We start from the raw sequence: 16,248 nt of genomic DNA on the forward strand, positions 1-16,248 counted from the left end.
AGATCGATGGCCCCGATGATCCAGGAGATGCTCCGTCATGACCTTTGTCGATGAATTCTCGCTGACCGCCGTCCCGCTCGAACAGTATTTCAACGACACGAGGCTGGGGTATGCGACCGGCTTCATGTGGGAGGTGGCCGGCGCCCACTATCTGGTGACCAATTGGCATGTGCTCTCGGCGCGTGACTTCTACACCCGAAAAAATCTCAATAGCGCAAACGCGGGACGGCCCAACAAGCTCAGGGCATTTTTCTGCATTTCACCCAATCAATGGGCTGACAGACGCCAGCATTCCGTTGCAAATCGGAATGGAGGTTTTCGTCCTCGGTTTCCCCTTCGGCGTCGATCCTCCAGGCTATCCAGTGTGGAAGCGCGGAAGCATAGCGTCGGAGCCGGATCTCGCACGACTGACGACCGATTACATGCTCGTGGACACGGCCTCAAGGCCCGGAATGTCCGGAGCGCCGGTGATCAGGCGTAATTGGAGCTTCCCACAATCCGCGGAGGAACAAAGTCCAGCTGCCAAACCGTCGACGAGATTTGTTGGGATCTACTCAGGACGCCTCAAAACCGACACGTCGGACGAGGCGCAGATCGGCCTCGTATGGGACGCCAGTTTCATCAATGAAATTATCGCGGGCGACACCAGGGATCGATAACGGTTTTGACTACCACTGGATCGTCAGCAGTCTTCTTCGCCGATGCTGCCTTCAGCGGCGGGTGTGTTCTGCCGGCCTCGAAACGACGATGTCGACTTGTGCTAATCGACCGCTAAGTCTCCCGGGATCAGGCTCGCGGAGGATACGGAATGCATATCGACGGCAGTTGTCATTGCGGCCAAGTCGCGTATGAAGCGGAAGTCGAGCCCAACGGCGTGACGATCTGCCACTGCACGGACTGCCAGCGGCTGACCGGAACCGCGTATCGCGTGACGGTAAGGGCGCAACGTGATGATTTCCGTATCATTCGGGGCGATCCTAAGGAATACGTGAAGATCGGCGACAACGGTCGCCGGCGAATGCAGTACTTCTGTTCGAACTGCGGGTCGCCAATCTACACGACAGGCGAATTCGAGGACGCGGCCGAGTTCGGCATCAGGCTCGGCACCGTCAATCAGCGGCAAGAACTAACGCCACGGGCGCAGTTTTGGTGCTCTTCAGAATTAGCATGGACCCAGGACCTGGGTGCGCTGCCGCGACATGATGAATGAACCGCGAAAATGAGTTCTGCACTGCTGGAGTCGCCGATAGACGGGCCGGATCCGGACAATAGCCTTGAGGAGCCACAGACCGAGGCTACGACGCCTCGCGTTCCTGATCGAAATTCAAGTATTCGACGGGCACCGTGCTGGTGAGCCAGACTCCGTTCTCTGCTCGGAAGAACTGAACGCCATCCTCGAACATTCGGGCGGCATCGACCGAAAGGACGATGGGCTTTCCATATCGCGCGCCGACGTTGATCGCTGTGTCTTGATCTAGCGACAGATGCACGTGCTGCCGTTTTCCGGGAAGCAGGCCCTTGTCCCTGATCGACCCGATATTGGCGACGGCCGTTCCGTGGTAGAGGACAGCCGGGGGTTTCGTGGGCTCCAAGCCGAGATCGACCTCCACCGAGTGGCCCTGCGCCGCTCGGATCCGGAGCCCGTCGTCCGAGACCGTGAACCTCTTCTTGTTGTTGGTCGCAACCACTTCTTCGAGCATCGCGCGGTCGAAGTCCGGGTACCCGGCAACTTTAACCCGCGCAATGAGAACGTCGATCGGCGTCCATCCACCACTGTCGAGCTCGACGCCGAACTTCGTAGGCTCATGTCGGAGAATAAGGCTCAAGAATTTACTGATCTCTTTGGACATCGTGCTCTGGTTCCGTGCGGTATTGCCGTAGGCCCCGTCATAGCTGCTAACGGAGTATTCGTCACCGGGTGTTGCGACCGACGGTAGAGCTTGTGGGTTCTCAAAGTCCTCTCATCACGCTGAACAAAAACGCAGCTATCGATCCGTTTGGGCAATCCTCGCGAAGGGCATTGGCCGGGCTACCGGGCTTGCTCGTTTGATGGTAGTTCGATACCGAACTGTCACCGACTGAATCGGATCCCAATGCCATTTTTCAAAGTCACTACGCACGCAATGCTGATCGAAGCTGACGACGCTTTGGAAGCAGCGATGACGGCCTATCGCAGGTATGACGATCGTAGTCCTCATCAGTTCGACGTGGTCGGCCCCGACGAGTTGCAGCAGACCATTGCCTTGACTGCCCAAGAGGAAGAGGAGGCGATCACTATTGAATTTGGCAGAAAGATCGAAAGCAGGAAAAAACGCTGATCCCATATTTTTTCAATGGGATAGTATAGCATCCTAGTCCGATACTTTCGCGCTGGGAGGTATCCCACCTGTCCAAGGCTGGGTGTCCATTCACGTCTGGAGCGCGGTCGCCCAGGAGAGGGCCAACATGAAACAAGTGTTGTTCGTCTGCAGTCAGAATAGACTGCGCAGCCCTACCGCCGAGCAGGTGTTCTCGACCTGGCAGAACATCGAAGTTTCATCTGCGGGCACCAATCACGATGCATGCAATCCTCTCGACGACGAGCAGATAGCTTGGGCCGACATCATCTTCGTCATGGAGAAGTCACACCGGAACAAGGTGTTGCGAAAATACAGGAAGTCTCTGATCGGCAAGCGGCTGATCTGCCTCGATATCCCGGATGACTATGAATTCATGGATCCGACACTCGTGCGGATACCTGAAGCAACGGTTCCAAGACACCTGTAGGGCGCGGCATTTGCCTGAGCACGGCCAATCATGTCCTCGCGCAGTGACTTTGGCTGCCCCTGTGCCATCGGAAAGCATTCGTGACCGCTTCGTCGATGCTCTGCCATAATGCGGAGCGGCAGTGTACGGGCTCTCTGAGGAAACAATGGACGCGGACGAGCCAGCAGAAGACCGATCGGCTCTAGGCGTGGTAACGGCCTGCGTGTCGTTCGACGACGTGGTGCGCTCGTCGGGTTACAGGAATGTCGTGACCACGAACTCCCACCCATGATCTACCTTCACGATGGCACGGCAGATCGATCGGTGACGACCAGCGGTATTGCAGCATACTGGCTTGCTGAAAGCGGTCTCTCAACTGCAAGCGATGAACGGGCTCGAAAGATACTCGAAAAGTTGGAGCAGCTCGGTAATTGGGCAGCCGGAGAAATCATGGGCCGACGTCGGCACAACCAGGAACGCGCTGAAAGCGGCTACCACGACGTAGTGCCACGTCTGACCGGTCCTCAGATGTTGGTCAGAAGATATCTGCGTCGCAATCCGGGAGCTGCTCCGGAGCAAGTGGCAGCAGGGATTGAAATGCCGCCGGCTACCGTCAACGAGGTCGTCAGCGAATTACGCTTGGCCGGAATTCTCCAAGGAGGGAGGAGCGCTGACGGTTTATTTTTGACGGAGTCGGAGCTACGACGGTATGAGATGCTCGATTGACATCTTTGCGGCGTAGCCGTTAGAGCCCCAGTAAGGCGTCAGCCGGATTTCGGTTTCGGTTGATATCTCCGGTGCTTTGCGCCCGGCCGCAACGAGTTCGATTTGTCTCTGTTTATGACGGCCAGATCAAACCATTCCGGATCAAAATGCCCGCCGCACCACTTCATGACTTCGTCGTGTTCCTCGTGGGATTTTTCAGCGATGATCGTTAGAAAACGTTCGTAGCCCGAGACCCCGCCGACATCCTCGGGCGGCCGTGCCCTCTGGCCGCCGACGCAAATTGCCTGCTTTCGTACCCCTGCTGAGGGAATGGTAGTCTCGATCGCGATCGAGTGCCTCCAGTTGTCGCCGAAATCGTAAATGTATCGGAAGAACGCACTCGGCTGGAAATCTCGCAGACGTACGCTGCGGAAATCGAATACCTGGGGTTCATCCTCGAAGAGGCCTTCGGTTAGAAGCCCGACGTCGCCAAATCGCAAGCCGCCGATCTGGTATTCGTGGAGATGGCCGCTCCACCATCCGAAGGCTCCCTGAATGACAAGATGGAGTTGGGCGAGGGTCCAGTGAGAGGGAACGACAAGCCGTCGCCAGATCCGAGGCTTGATCTCGTCTAGCGTGACCCGGATCTGCACTGCGTCTACCCCGTCAAGCATCTCCCGCCTCTCCGCCCAATCGCGACCGCAAAGGATGGATATCAACTCGCGACCCTGAGAACCGATCTCGCATCAAGGAATCCAACTCGGCAATCGATGAAGGCGAACGTAGCCGAGCTTTGGGCGCTTGTCCGGAGCCTTTTTGCGCGATGTGTGCTCCAGTGACATTGGCCCGGCAAGGCTGAATGGTGGCTCACATCAATAGAGACCACTGTGCTGAGCGTCCGATCATCATCCGAAACTCGACCCGCCAGCGGCGTTCGTGCTCGATGAGATTGAACCTGTGCCTCTGAGACCCGGCGCCGCTAGAGCCTCTCTCCCTCTGCTTCAAGGATTCATCGATTTTGCGAGAACCCCTTGGGGTACCATACACCCCTCCAGATCGGCGCCTCGATATTGGGGATTACGTGGTTCTGGTCGAGTGTCGAAACATCGACATCTTCAACAACCTCTGCGACTTCTGGAACCAATTTCCCGCTGAAGACCGTCTCAGCCAAGATGATCATGGCGTCGTCAAGGTTGTATGCGGTGACGCCGCACCCCGGACGAGGGGCTGCGAAGCCATTGGGAACGTTGAAGCGTATCCAAAAGCGGTGAAGGCTCATGGTGGATCTGGCACAAATTCGCGGGTAGTTCCCGGTTCAGATCTAACTGACGGGCCGACGTTCGGATTGACGTATCCACAAAGAGGGCCATGGATCCGGACGATGCCCGGCAGATGCCCTTCGAACCATATCTTCCGCGCCGAATCTAAGCCTCCTCCACTCTTATTGGGTAAACTGTTTTCTCGCCCGGATCGGGCCTGTCTGGAAATCTTCCGACGACCACAATCGCTTCAAACTCCCGACCACGGCAAGTCACTTTCCATCGATCTCCTGCAACAGGCGGTAATCCCGCAAACAAGTTTTCGTCCGCCTTAAGCTCGCGTTCTGTGACGAGCTCGCCATTTTTGAGAATGATGCGCTTAACCCAGTAAGTCATCTACACGGCCTCCTTAAGGCAGCGGCACCTAGCTGCTTGGATTGGAACGTACCGTGTCCCACGATGCGGGTGCCATTTTCTGCTGTCATTACCGTATCGCCATTCAATGCATCGAAGCAGGTGGACCATCACCCGGAACGACTTTTGAGCGCCCTCGAGCGGCCTATTTCGGCGAGCAATCGCGGAATATCTTGACGGGCATGAGCGATAAAGTCCTGGTCTGCTACGGTGGCGCCTGATAGCTCGATGTCATTACCACTGCCGGTTCCCGCTCCTGTCATAACGAAGCTCGATCCGCTCGTGTGATCACGCCCTTCGATAAAGGATTGCCACGGGCCCGGTGTCGCCAGTTCGCACCGCTGACGAATAGATTCAAGCTCGTCGTCGTTCAAAATATCGCTCTTCTCGCTCATGCTAAGCTCATCGGATGGGGGCGGCATGGCAGACCGGCGGCTTCCTTCTCGCGAAATGATGCAAACTTTGTTATCACCAGATGCTCGCTATGCCGCGTCAAATGCTATAGTTGGCGATCTTCTTTCGAAGGGCTCGAAGCCGAGTACCCGCTTCGTGGCTATCGAATCCCTCTTCCACCGCGGAGGCTATCGCACGCGCCTCGCCGAGGATCTCCTCAGCAAAGTCAATCAAATCGTGCATTGTGCTTCTTTCAACCTCCTGCTTTTTGCGGCTGGCCACACGAGCGTTGAAGTTCGCATCAACAGAGATCACTGTTGCAGCTGCGCGAGCGGTTTCAGTATCGATGGACGGACTTCTTATGATAGCGACCATTGCATCAATAAGATCCAATTCACGTTCACCAGTCATCGGCCCAACCGTTTCTCCACTCCCCTGACGAGTGGTCCACCGCATCTTGCGGCGTTCATTCAACAGTATGTTGCACGACCGGCTCCCACAATCCTCGGAAGGGTAAATCAGGCGGAACAAGTCTCCAAACAGCGCCGGTACCCACGTCCTGAAACCACCGGCCGCCAAAGAGCAACCCTTTCCCATACGACGGATCGGCTGGCAGCTCTCGCACCGATCCAGAAGCTGCTTGTTCCTCGATGTAGCAGACGAATCGTTGGTACTCTGCCGGGCTATCGAACCCATGGATTTGCTCCCATACAACCTCAGAATTTTGATTGCTCATGGCACTACTCCCGGAATGTAAATTTGGCTTCCCCCACCGACGAGACCGCCTTGCGCCGCTGCCGCCCCACTATATATCTGGGTCCCCGCAGGGAAAGTGCGCGTGATCGTCGTAGTCGCAGTGTTCCCCCAGCTTTGGTCTAGCGCGGAGTCGATGACCGACTGCAACGGCCCAGCCGGCTCCGTCTCAGTCCAGTAGCGCCCGGCAGGATTTCCGCCATCGCCGATCACCCGATAGAGCGTCGTATCCTCGGTCAAGACTCGTCCCTCGTAGGTGCCGCTTCTGAATGTATCGGCTACATCGGACGCAAGCGGCCCTGGGTTAATCGGCGAGAAGGCACCAATGCTCTCTGCGCCTTCCGCCGCCTCTGTAACCACAACATCTGCGGCCGCTGTCGCTTCCGCCGCCTCGATCTCTGCAATGACTGCCGCGTCGGCGATAGGGTTTTCTGGACCGCCTCCAACAATTTCCGTGCCTATGATCGCTGGCAGCAAGAGAGGACTAGAGGCAAGCGCATTCAACAGGTCATCGAATGGCCCACCACACAAACCCAGTGGGTCGATGATGCCAAGCGGATTGCCGCCAACGTAGGCGTAGAGATTGTTGGACGGGTCGCCCACTTCCCCAGCTGGGTCACGCGACAGCCAGCGTCCGGCGACGGGATCGTAGGCACGGAACTGGGTAAGATAGAGACCGCTGTCGGGTTCATAGAACATTCCCGCGTAGCCGAAGCTTGCGACCGGGGGCGATGCTTGTAAGGCAGTACCGTAGGCGTCGTAATCATAGGCCGGAGCGGAAGCGGCACTGGCGAACACACGCCGTACCGACCCGATCTGATCGCGCCCGTAGTAGTAGGGCTGCGCCGCCAGTCCCGGCACCAATTCTCCTTCCGAAAAATAATCTCGGATGACGGCGTTGGATGCATCACGCGACTGACATGGCTCTGACCCGCACCAGACATAGGAGGTCGGAACCGAGGATCCACCGCCTGCCGGCGTGTGAGAAATCATGACGCGCTGGTTCAAGCCGTTATAGGAAAACTCGGTCTTCTTGCCCGGTTGTCCCGGATATGAGATCCCGATCAACCTGTCTTCCGCATCCCAGGAATAGTTCCGGCTACCATCGGACAGCAAATTGCCGTTGGCATCATAATTGTAGGATTGACCGGAAAGCTGCGAAATCTGGTTCAGATTATTGAACGACACCGTCTGTGCGGAGGGACTGGGCTCTGGAACATTCTGATCGCTAGCCTGCGTGATCCCTGTGACGAAATTGTTTGGCGAGGTGTCAATGGTGAAATTCGTGAATTGACTGCTCGATAGTCCGGCAATGCCAATTCCGGAGAGGCGCCGGTCATTCGTGTTGTCGAGATAGCTCCATGTCGTCTTCAGATTCGACGATATCGGCAAGAGTTGGCGCGCGGTCGGTTGCCGCGTTTGACCAAGATAGCTCGTCTGGAAACCACCAAGATCGCTTGAGTGAGCAATCACCCGGCCGATTGCATCGTATTGGAATGTCTCAGGACCGGAGCCCTGAATGGTTCTGGTGGCAAGACGGCTCAGGGCGTCATAAGCGTAGTCGATTTCGTGCGCGCAGGTGGCGGAGCCCGGCGGGCTAAAACATTCCGAATTGCGCTGCAGTGCGCCGTCAACGAAGGATGGATTGTAGGTGTAGCTTGTGGTTCCCGTTCCGTCGGTCATCGATGTGACACGACTAAAATACGGATCGTAGGTGAACGAAACGCTTGGCGTCGGATTGACGGCGTTGAGATAGGCCAGACCAGTGACGCTATCGTCGACTGCATACGAGTACTGCTTGGTCTGGTTCAGGGCGTCCAAAGTGGACTTCAAGCGGCTAGTCGTGTTCTCGTAGGTGTATGTATAGACTTTGCCGTCGGCGTAGGTTTTCGATGTCCGGCGGCCCTGAACGTCGTAGGTCCAGGAGGTCACATTGCCTTTCGGGTCTGTCAGGGAGACGAGATGGCCTGCCGGATCATAACCAAGCGTTGTCTTCTGCCCGGCCGGATCGACAATACCAACGACCCGGCGATCAGCATCGTATTGATATTGCCAACGCCGAGCTTCTCGATCCTCGTAGGAAATCAGGTCAAGCCGATCGTAGGTGTAACGCTGTGATGTCCCGTCCGGATATGTGATTTTGGTTGGTCGGTTCGCGGCATCGTAGTCATAGCTGACAGTTCGACCCTCGGAGTCGGTATAGGTTCGCACGCGGGCAAAACCGTCATAGGTGTAGCTGGCTGCCGTAGCGTCGTTGGCGTTGACTATTGAAGCCAGATTTGCGCTTGGATCATATTGATAGTTGGTTTTTTCGCCAAGGGCATCGGTAAGCGTAGTCCTCTGACCGGCAGCATTATATTCCATCGTGCTCGTCCGGCCTGCGGCATCACTATGGAAAATCGGCCGATGCTGTCCGTTGTAGATAAATTGATCGACTGTGGTGCGGGAACCAAATTGGCTCGCTTGGCTAACGGCGGCTACGTCAATGCCGTTCGTATAGGAGTAGTAGGTAATCCGGCCTGACGGGTCGGTCGCTTGAGTGAGATTGCCGTTGGTGTCATAGGCAAATGTTCTGACCTGCGATGTGCCGTCGTCCAGAACCCGTCCGATGCCGATCGGTCGGTCATATGTCCCGCCGTATTGAGCGCTGCCACTGGTCTGCCCAGGGTAAACATACCAGACGCGATTTTCGAGCGGGTCCTTCTCGCTCTCGACCGCAGTGCCTTTGATCGTGGAGTTCGGCATGTGGACGAAGTGCCGCAGCCGCGCTTTGGTATAATCGCATCCGCCCGTGTCGGTGCAGCCCGCGGTTACGCAGGCACTCTTGTCCCAGAAAAAACTGTTGCGATATCTCAGCCAGCCATTGGTCAATCCGATCGGCATACCGGTAGGGACCGTTGCTGCTGGGTCGCTGTCGGGGATGGGCGCCGGTTCAAGCCATTCCACCCGCTCCTTGCTTCCCATCGGATCGGTGATTTGAACAAACCTGGGTGGAGCGGAAGTGCCAGGCGCGCTGTAACTGAAGTGGGTGGTGCCGTAAGGCGTCGTCAAGCTATTGATGAGGGAGTTCGCGTCGTAGCTGAAGCTTGAGGTTAATCCGATGACGTCAGTGATCGAAGCAAGCCGCCCTTGAGCATCATAACCAAGCGATGCGCTGCGCCCGAATGGATCGGTGATCTTGCTGATGAGCAGCGGTCGGCCCGGCACGTCATAACTGAACGTCGTGTCACGGCCAACTGCGTCGGTAATAGACGTCAGCCGTCTTTGGCCATCGTAATGCAATGTGGCCGCATTGCCCTGCGGATCGATGACTTTGGTTAGGAAGATCCTGCGCGGAAACGCAGTGCTGCCGTCGGATTGTTCGTAGACCTCAAGACTGCCATTGCGCGTCTGACGGCGATAGCTCACCGGCGACTGAGAGACCAGAGACAGGATGGAGCCGTCGGTGTCTTGTGCCGCAAACGTTCGTTGAACTGGATTGTAGCCTAGATAGTAAAATGCGCCGCCCGTGCCCATAGTTCGCGAAACGTTCGCGCCTGGATTGGTCGGGTCGTCAATGATGTAGCTCGACCAATTCATCGACCACTTCTGACTAACGTTGAAGTAGCTGAAATTTGCTGGTTGGCTGTCTTCGCGCTGATTATAGCTGATGCCGATTTTCATCGACGGACCAATAGGCGGAACGTAGCCGACAGGTGTATCCGATATCGCCACGCTGACACTGGAGTCCTTGATGCTCACAGAGCAAAGCGGACAATCCTGGCCTCCGTCTCCTCCGACAGACGGATCGCCGGCGCCCCCAAGACGAGTGCTATTGGTGGTTCCCTTGCCTCGAACGGTGGCTCCTTCCGATGCTGAGACAGTCAGCCAGCGCGCATCAGCGATTTGATTTGCAGGCACCAGAAAATAGCCGCTGGCTTCGGCGTCGAGCGCGTCATCCGTGACCCAGATGTCGGCATTGGGAAAGACCGCGTCCTGAACATGATAGCGCCCGTTCTGCTTGCCGGTGATCGCCGCAAAGTGACCGACCTTCCAGTGCACAATCGAGGGAACCGGGACGTCTTGTCCGGGTGAACGCTTGATAAGGCGATAGTTCAGCTTCAGCCTGTCAGCGAGGCCGGCAACCTCGGAAAGCGTTGTGCCGTCAGGGCCTGGGCTGTAGTACTGCAGAAAATCGAGGCTATTCGGCTTGGCGTTGAGTGACAGCATCAAAGCACGCAGCGCCAGTGGACCACAATTAAATAGATGTGCCTCGGCGTTATTGGCGAGCGCCAATGTCTCCCTGGCGGTCTGGATTTTTTCCGTCGCGGGGCCTGAGACTTTGCGATCGCCAAGGCTGGCAAAAACCGCGGTCAGTTCGTTCGTCTTTCCGAGGCTGGCATCTAGCCCAGCCAATTCGCCGATAGCGCGATCGACAACTGCGCGACCCTCCGGAGAAGAGGCGCCGCGACCTTCAAGCCAGGCGTTCTGCCACGCGTCCAGGGCGCGTGAAAAATAACCGTCGTGCAGATAGGAGAGCCCTATGTTCGTCCAAAGAGCGCTGGACCAGCCGCTGTCGGGATAGTTGTCTAGGTAGTTTGTCAGGCTCGTTAGATCCGAAGGGTTCTTTCGATGCTCGAAGGCGTCAAGCGCCGTCGAAAGAGTATTGTTCTCGATAACGGTCGTCGTCTTCGTCGCCACGAGTGGCTCCGCAAAACCGATGGCATTCGACATGTCGGCTATGGGAGTGTTCGGCACCGATGTCGCCCCCACTGCCGTCGAGATCATCCCTAGGATGAAAACTCCCAAGACCCCAATTTTGAGTGCTGACATCGTCTTTCTCTCGATCGATTTTTTGAAATGTCCAGTGCGTAATAGCAACTTTGGTACAAACAGGTTTGCGATCAGACCCCCGCTATAAGATCATGCGGTACAACGCGACCGTCAGGGGGGTGCCCATCGAAGGCATCCCCAGGTGGTCGAACCCCAGGTTGGGTCGGCTGACGCGGTTAATGGGGTCTGCGATGTTCGATTGCCATTCGCATCATAGGTGTAGGCGACGCAGACGCCAGTATCGTAGAGCGCGGTGACAAGTCTCCCGTCTGAATCATATCCATAGGCTACATTGTCATTGGCGATCGTCGGCACCGCCCAGCTCAACAGAGTTGCTGCCGCAACCGGAATCCGCGCTTTTCGAAACCAACCTCGCAAAGACATCGCGTTCCACCTCACCAATGGGTCAAGGGCGCGCGCATCACGCTTACGCCCCCAGGCAGGGATTGGACGACAATCCCAACACTCAAATCTGACGACTGAAACGCCGCATTGCCGACAACGACACCGGGAGACACCTTCGAGGACTGAAACCCTGAACCCTCTAACACTACGCCTGGTGATATGTCGGGGGATTGAAAAGCTGTCCCTTGTGTCACCACACCGGGCGAGAGTTTTGGGCTCTCGAAATTTGAATCCGCAGACGCGACGGTCGTCATCGACAGCAGAGAGACGGCTGCAATCAGGCGACGACCTCTCATGGCTTCGTCTCTTCACCGACGTTGAAACCCGCTGCCTGGAAATCAGATAGAGTCCACGGCGCGCTGGTCGCTGGATTCACCGTCTGAATGTAATTGCCGATGTTGGAGAAGCTGTTGAGCGGCGCGAAATCGGCGGACGGATAGTCCGTTCCATTCGTTCGAGTCACGAAATCAAAATGCTGAGGACCGGTCGACCCCACCAAGGTCCGTGCATTCATCGTAAGCGCAAGCACATTGTAGATGCCAGGGGGGATCGCACTGTTGATCGTGCATTCATGCAAGACGTTGGTGGATCCTGCGTATCCATAACTGGTATCGACAACGTTGACTGGCGCCCAGATCGCGGAACAAACGTTTGTGCCTGAAAAACCTACCGCATTGCCATTCGCGACGACGTTTGCCGTAAATCGTGCCATCGCGCGCGTATCCGTCGTCGCGACAATTACCTCTGACCAAGCACCGTAATACCCACTACTAGTTAGGGCCCCCGCAAATTCGACCTGGCTTAGGGCTGTAGCGCCATCTCCGTTGGTCACATCTCCGGTAAAATCGCAAACCTTGACACTGTTGCTGTAGAGCGCGACCTCGCCGGAGGTGCTGTAGTTTACGAAAACATCGAGTTGCGTGAGGACCACATTGACCGCTGAAGGGCAAGTGACCAGATCATGAAATGTCCCTGCCGCTGTCCGCGTCGATATCTTCAAACTTCCCGTTACCCCGGTCCCCCGAACAATCAGGGCTGGGTTACCACTGCTATCCAACAACCGCAGCGTCTGGTTGTCTGTTGTTGTGGCGTTGGTTGTACACCCGTTGTACGCGTTGCAATATTGTGCATGTACCCAAAGCGATGGGCTGGCGGTAAAGGCGGCCGTCGCAAAACGGTTCGTCGGGGGGTCGGATGTCGTTGCCCAGACTTCGTAGGCGCTTCTAGCCCAACCGGGTCGGAATGTGCCAGTGTTGGTAAAGCTAGAACAACTTCCGTTACCATTGCAGACAAAGTCTGCACCCTCGCCTCCGGAATAGAGAAGCGTCGCCGAAGCGGATATCGGCCAGATTAAAAGAACGAAAGCCAGGAAAGTTGCCAACAGGCGCCGTAATCTCATGGGATCTCTCCATGTCGTTATGCGGAAACCAACTTGATCTTTTTTAGATCTTCGAAATGGGCGCCTAGTGCCTAGGCGCCATCACCGGAAACGATGAATTCAGCCGCGGCACCACCCGTGTTCAGATCGACGAACAGACCGAGAATTGCATAGAGACCGTACGTCTTGGTATAATTGTGCGGAGAATGCTGGGTCGTGCCGGCGCCCGCGGCGATCGTCACCTGACCACTTCCAACCTGCTCGACCGCCACAGAACATCCCGGCGGCAGACTGTTCAGGGTTGTGAGCGTGACCGGCGAATTACTAGTAAAGCGGATGGTCGTGCCACAGTCGGCCGCCGCAAGCGTATACGACGTTCCGGTTTGCGTCGATATCGTTCCGACGACCGGCCCAAAGGTCTGCGTTCCAGACCATGTGTTGCTTCCGTCAAGATAAGGCAGCGTATGACCCAGCGTTCCGGTCGATGTCCATGTCTCGGCAGTGGAACCGCCGCCACCAGAGGTCAACACGTCGCCCGAGTTTCCTGACGTTGCCGGGAGATTGAAATTATAATCGGTAGCGGCGCTCGGATTCTGCATCGTAATGATGCCGCCACCGAGCCCCGAGAACTGCTTGTTCGGACTGGGATCGGGATTTTGAATACAGTCGAGCAACGCATTGAAGTCCCCCATGACAGGTGTGGCATCCGCAACCGACCCGTTGGTGATGGTGTTGGGAAGCCCACAGGCTGCTCTTGCGGTACTGGAGCCTGCGAGTGCCAGGCAAGCAACGAGAAAAACAAAACCGGGAATTCTACTCCATGCCATGGCGCTAACCTGTGCTGGTTTCACAACTAACGAAAGGCTTAAATTCCAATTCTATGATTTATGAGCCGGAGGACACCGGGGGATTCAGCAGTGCAAAATTAAACGAACTGTGTGTGAGGGGCGCGACTTGGACCCCGCAGGGTCCGCCCTACCGCCTGAATGAAATTCGTACCTGAAACAGAAAAACTTGCTGCTCGTGTGGCGGGGAGTAAAGCAGCGAGTGCAATTTTCTGCAACCCTGAAAGTATATGGGTAAGATAATTTTTCTAAGAGAAATGGAAGGTATATGAATACCTGCGATGAACGAAAGGCAGCATCAATCACTCGCAACACTTTGCACGCGACCCCTATTGGCTCTAGAGATTGCCGTTTTGGAACCATCCACGTGAGATTCGGAGATCGTCTCGGGCTGACCGCAGTGGTGCCTTTGACAAGGCAAAGCCAAAGTTACTTTTTGCGCGCAAGGTAACAGCGACGCCGGCTCAGGCCTCGTTTGTTTGATCAAGCATACCGACCAGAGCACGCAAATTATGATGCAGCTGCTCATCAACCTCGGTCTCCGAGCATTCTTGTAGTTCTGCAAGCCTGGGTAGCATTCGTTCGACGTCCCAGGGTAAGAGTGGCAGCTTTCCATCAGTCGCGAATGGGCCGTCCGTCTCCGTCAAAAGCCGATTGCGAGGAATCGCGGCAAGCAATTCTCTCCCTCTTCGACTCCTTAACATCGCGGGCCCAACACTAAACCAGCATCCTAACCGGATAGCCCGGTCCAGCTCCTTCCTGGTGCCGCTGAACCAATGAAGAATTGGCAAGCTCTTGCTCAAATTAGTTTCAATAAGATCCAAGACGCCCGTTGCCGCGCCACGAGAGTGGATCGACAAGATCCGGCCGCCATAGCTTTCTGCGTCTTTCACGATAGTCGAGAAAACGTCGCTTTGCAGCTCCAGGCTAGATACATGATCCGGCGATCCATCGATGCCGATCTCTCCTACGTACTTTGTCTGCGCCATGAACTTCCGGACGTCGTCGATTTCCTTATAGCGGCTTGCCACAAGTTCGGGATGCAGGCCGACTGCAACCCGAATACGCTTTCGCCCTTCTGTCAGCCTGATATTGCCCAGAAAAGCCTGCGGCGTCGTAGTGACCGCAAGCACGAAGGCTTTGCGGGTGTCAGCCTCTGCGATGACCCTCCCAGGATTGGGATAGAGGTCCAGATGGCAATGCATGTCGATCATCGGAGCCCAGTTACCTCTAGGAACTCGCCTATTTCCAGCAGACCGTCCTCAGCTGTCCTACGATAATCGTCGGCCTGCCCACCGAACGACATGCTCCCGATTGCAGGACCAATCCATCGGCGGGCGCCGTGTCGTTTCACATAGTCGAGAGCGGTCAAGGTCTGCATGACGTCGTCATACTCCGCGAACGCCTTACCATGGAACTCGCTATTGATGCGACCTTGAACTCTGAGGTCGACGTTCGGGTGCACGTAGATAGTTGTGTCAGCGTCAAGTCGACCCCTCCATTTTAAGAAGGAAGACCGCCGTACAAGGCACGGCAGGCAGCGTCCGCAGTGGGTGTAGCTTCGCCCGGCTCGCCCGCAGCTCATCGAGGCAGCCGCCAATCGCATCAGCGTCTGCTGGTCCCGGCACTCGGCCATCATGACGCCCTTCGTTTTAAATTGGTATCGGTTTCGCAGGCGGACACTGATACCTAGCTCGTCGAGCAAATGCTGAAGCATTTGGATAAAACGGGGATGGGTCGTGCGAGTACTGAGGCTACCGCGGCGTGCGGTCGTAAGCGGGACGTTCAAGCTAATGAAACCGTTCTCCGGAGTATGCAGATCGACGGGTTCGTTGTCTTTGTAGCGGTCCAGAAGGGTCGCAGCGAGAATTCCGAAGGCGATGAAAACGATGGGACGAGGCCGCTGCGAAATCTCAGCTGACATGCCCGGGGTGCGGGGATCCGCATTCAAAGATAGGACACGGCCGGTTGCGCCGAGCGCGACTGGGAATGCCTTTTGTCTGGTCTCGACGTCGCCGCGAACTCTGTTCGACACGTAGACCGGGACGTCATTGCCTGCAGCCTCCATGTCGATTGCCCCGATGAGACTGTCTAGTCCACCCGAAAGAAGCGCGACACAGGTTTCCGGGCGCGCGATCGCTGGTCTCTTTGGGGGAGCGGGATGGTATCCGCCTTCGACGAAGGTTAGATTCCAAAAGTCGCCCGTTAAAAACGAGAGCATCTCCGCAACCCTTTCGGATAGGCCCTGCCAGTTGTAAGGGTCACTTACCCCGACTGTCAGGTCGATCTCCCGGGTCCAGCCATCAGCGCTGACCATCGCTCTGTTCACCAGCCGGTCTGCACCTACAACACCCAGAGCCAGGGCTGTGAAATCCCAGGCCTTCGTCGCGGGAGACTTCCCAGCCCACTCAAAGAGCTCGTTGGCCACTGAGACTCCCGCATGCCCAGATGAATTGCTCAACGCTCCAAGATCCCCCTCGAAGATGCTGATGCGATGATCAATGCCGCGGGGGGACAGCTGATCTGGCCGAAGTGCTGC

Annotated in this window: 17 protein-coding genes; 5 read left to right on the forward strand and 12 right to left on the reverse strand. The window is 56.4% G+C overall.

Annotated features, from left to right (window positions below; genetic code table 11):
* Nucleotides 1–37 precede the first annotated feature (37 nt).
* Both DTW90_RS21620 and DTW90_RS21625 read left to right on the forward strand, forming a co-directional pair.
* Nucleotides 38–481: a hypothetical protein gene (locus tag DTW90_RS21620; protein ID WP_149340819.1), complete on the forward strand. Its 444-nt coding sequence runs from the start codon at nucleotides 38–40 to the stop codon at nucleotides 479–481.
* Nucleotides 482–808: 327 nt separating this feature from the next.
* Entirely contained in the window at nucleotides 809–1,210 is a 402-nt protein-coding gene (locus tag DTW90_RS21625; protein WP_149340821.1) for a GFA family protein, read from the forward strand.
* 85 nt (nucleotides 1,211–1,295) lie between these two features.
* On the opposite strand, the gene DTW90_RS21630 is transcribed toward DTW90_RS21625, so the two are convergent.
* On the reverse strand, nucleotides 1,296–1,850 hold the full coding sequence (locus tag DTW90_RS21630; RefSeq protein ID WP_149340823.1) for an RNA 2'-phosphotransferase: 555 nt from the start codon (nucleotides 1,848–1,850) through the stop codon (nucleotides 1,296–1,298).
* Between the two features lie 243 nt (nucleotides 1,851–2,093).
* Between DTW90_RS21630 and DTW90_RS21635 the strand changes: the two genes are divergently transcribed.
* The 3 genes from DTW90_RS21635 to DTW90_RS21645 all read left to right on the forward strand — a co-directional run bounded on the left by DTW90_RS21635 (nucleotide 2,094) and on the right by DTW90_RS21645 (nucleotide 3,471).
* The gene (locus DTW90_RS21635) at nucleotides 2,094–2,318 is read left to right on the forward strand and encodes a hypothetical protein (protein WP_149340825.1); all 225 of its coding nucleotides are present in this window, start codon (nucleotides 2,094–2,096) and stop codon (nucleotides 2,316–2,318) included.
* A 127-nt stretch (nucleotides 2,319–2,445) separates the two neighbouring features.
* Nucleotides 2,446–2,766 (forward strand): low molecular weight protein tyrosine phosphatase family protein, encoded by a 321-nt coding sequence (locus tag DTW90_RS21640; RefSeq protein WP_149340827.1) that lies wholly within the window; start codon nucleotides 2,446–2,448, stop codon nucleotides 2,764–2,766.
* Nucleotides 2,767–3,033: 267 nt separating this feature from the next.
* A complete protein-coding gene (locus DTW90_RS21645) occupies nucleotides 3,034–3,471 on the forward strand; it encodes a hypothetical protein (RefSeq protein WP_149340829.1) in 438 nt (145 codons plus the stop codon).
* 38 nt (nucleotides 3,472–3,509) lie between these two features.
* On the opposite strand, the gene DTW90_RS21650 is transcribed toward DTW90_RS21645, so the two are convergent.
* From DTW90_RS21650 to qatC, 11 genes are all read right to left on the reverse strand, one after another.
* A complete protein-coding gene (locus DTW90_RS21650) occupies nucleotides 3,510–4,124 on the reverse strand; it encodes a plasmid pRiA4b ORF-3 family protein (RefSeq protein ID WP_149340830.1) in 615 nt (204 codons plus the stop codon).
* Between the two features lie 335 nt (nucleotides 4,125–4,459).
* Nucleotides 4,460–4,729 (reverse strand): hypothetical protein, encoded by a 270-nt coding sequence (locus DTW90_RS21655; RefSeq protein ID WP_149340832.1) that lies wholly within the window; start codon nucleotides 4,727–4,729, stop codon nucleotides 4,460–4,462.
* A gap of 145 nt (nucleotides 4,730–4,874) precedes the next feature.
* The gene (locus DTW90_RS21660) at nucleotides 4,875–5,105 is read right to left on the reverse strand and encodes a hypothetical protein (protein WP_149340834.1); all 231 of its coding nucleotides are present in this window, start codon (nucleotides 5,103–5,105) and stop codon (nucleotides 4,875–4,877) included.
* 128 nt (nucleotides 5,106–5,233) lie between these two features.
* The gene (locus DTW90_RS21665; protein WP_149340836.1) at nucleotides 5,234–5,518 is read right to left on the reverse strand and encodes a hypothetical protein; all 285 of its coding nucleotides are present in this window, start codon (nucleotides 5,516–5,518) and stop codon (nucleotides 5,234–5,236) included.
* Nucleotides 5,519–5,615: 97 nt separating this feature from the next.
* Entirely contained in the window at nucleotides 5,616–5,927 is a 312-nt protein-coding gene (locus tag DTW90_RS21670; protein ID WP_149340838.1) for a hypothetical protein, read from the reverse strand.
* Between the two features lie 55 nt (nucleotides 5,928–5,982).
* Entirely contained in the window at nucleotides 5,983–6,252 is a 270-nt protein-coding gene (locus DTW90_RS21675; protein ID WP_149340840.1) for a hypothetical protein, read from the reverse strand.
* Nucleotides 6,249–11,081, reverse strand: coding sequence for an RHS repeat-associated core domain-containing protein (locus DTW90_RS21680; RefSeq protein WP_210251425.1), 4,833 nt, complete (start codon nucleotides 11,079–11,081; stop codon nucleotides 6,249–6,251). Before DTW90_RS21680 ends, DTW90_RS21675 begins: the two co-directional genes overlap by 4 nt.
* Nucleotides 11,082–11,778: 697 nt before the next feature.
* The gene (locus DTW90_RS21690) at nucleotides 11,779–12,885 is read right to left on the reverse strand and encodes a hypothetical protein (protein ID WP_149340844.1); all 1,107 of its coding nucleotides are present in this window, start codon (nucleotides 12,883–12,885) and stop codon (nucleotides 11,779–11,781) included.
* Between the two features lie 71 nt (nucleotides 12,886–12,956).
* Complete coding sequence (locus DTW90_RS21695; RefSeq protein ID WP_149340846.1) at nucleotides 12,957–13,691, reverse strand: hypothetical protein; 735 nt, start codon at nucleotides 13,689–13,691, stop codon at nucleotides 12,957–12,959.
* A 482-nt stretch (nucleotides 13,692–14,173) separates the two neighbouring features.
* Nucleotides 14,174–14,923: a Qat anti-phage system TatD family nuclease QatD gene (gene qatD, locus DTW90_RS21700; RefSeq protein ID WP_149340848.1), complete on the reverse strand. Its 750-nt coding sequence runs from the start codon at nucleotides 14,921–14,923 to the stop codon at nucleotides 14,174–14,176.
* Nucleotides 14,920–16,137 (reverse strand): Qat anti-phage system QueC-like protein QatC, encoded by a 1,218-nt coding sequence (qatC, locus tag DTW90_RS21705; protein ID WP_246665004.1) that lies wholly within the window; start codon nucleotides 16,135–16,137, stop codon nucleotides 14,920–14,922. The genes qatD and qatC overlap by 4 nt, the downstream gene beginning before the upstream one ends.
* Between the last annotated feature and the right edge of the window lie 111 nt (nucleotides 16,138–16,248).

This window comes from Neorhizobium sp. P12A (assembly GCF_008365395.1).
Taxonomy (GTDB): domain Bacteria; phylum Pseudomonadota; class Alphaproteobacteria; order Rhizobiales; family Rhizobiaceae; genus Rhizobium.

Bases quoted from the DNA above. Each gene is read 5' to 3' on its own strand.
- DTW90_RS21650 (WP_149340830.1), bottom strand. From the start codon at position 4,124: ATGCTTGACGGGGTAGACGCAGTGCAGATCCGGGTCACGCTAGACGAG.
- DTW90_RS21670 (WP_149340838.1), bottom strand. From the start codon at position 5,927: ATGACTGGTGAACGTGAATTGGATCTTATTGATGCAATGGTCGCTATC.
- DTW90_RS21695 (WP_149340846.1), bottom strand. From the start codon at position 13,691: ATGGCATGGAGTAGAATTCCCGGTTTTGTTTTTCTCGTTGCTTGCCTG.
- DTW90_RS21665 (WP_149340836.1), bottom strand. From the start codon at position 5,518: ATGAGCGAGAAGAGCGATATTTTGAACGACGACGAGCTTGAATCTATT.
- DTW90_RS21635 (WP_149340825.1), top strand. From the start codon at position 2,094: ATGCCATTTTTCAAAGTCACTACGCACGCAATGCTGATCGAAGCTGAC.
- DTW90_RS21690 (WP_149340844.1), bottom strand. From the start codon at position 12,885: ATGAGATTACGGCGCCTGTTGGCAACTTTCCTGGCTTTCGTTCTTTTA.
- DTW90_RS21620 (WP_149340819.1), top strand. From the start codon at position 38: ATGACCTTTGTCGATGAATTCTCGCTGACCGCCGTCCCGCTCGAACAG.
- DTW90_RS21655 (WP_149340832.1), bottom strand. From the start codon at position 4,729: ATGAGCCTTCACCGCTTTTGGATACGCTTCAACGTTCCCAATGGCTTC.
- qatD (WP_149340848.1), bottom strand. From the start codon at position 14,923: ATGATCGACATGCATTGCCATCTGGACCTCTATCCCAATCCTGGGAGG.
- DTW90_RS21680 (WP_210251425.1), bottom strand. From the start codon at position 11,081: ATGTCAGCACTCAAAATTGGGGTCTTGGGAGTTTTCATCCTAGGGATG.
- DTW90_RS21660 (WP_149340834.1), bottom strand. From the start codon at position 5,105: ATGACTTACTGGGTTAAGCGCATCATTCTCAAAAATGGCGAGCTCGTC.
- DTW90_RS21640 (WP_149340827.1), top strand. From the start codon at position 2,446: ATGAAACAAGTGTTGTTCGTCTGCAGTCAGAATAGACTGCGCAGCCCT.
- DTW90_RS21645 (WP_149340829.1), top strand. From the start codon at position 3,034: ATGATCTACCTTCACGATGGCACGGCAGATCGATCGGTGACGACCAGC.
- DTW90_RS21675 (WP_149340840.1), bottom strand. From the start codon at position 6,252: ATGAGCAATCAAAATTCTGAGGTTGTATGGGAGCAAATCCATGGGTTC.
- DTW90_RS21625 (WP_149340821.1), top strand. From the start codon at position 809: ATGCATATCGACGGCAGTTGTCATTGCGGCCAAGTCGCGTATGAAGCG.
- DTW90_RS21630 (WP_149340823.1), bottom strand. From the start codon at position 1,850: ATGTCCAAAGAGATCAGTAAATTCTTGAGCCTTATTCTCCGACATGAG.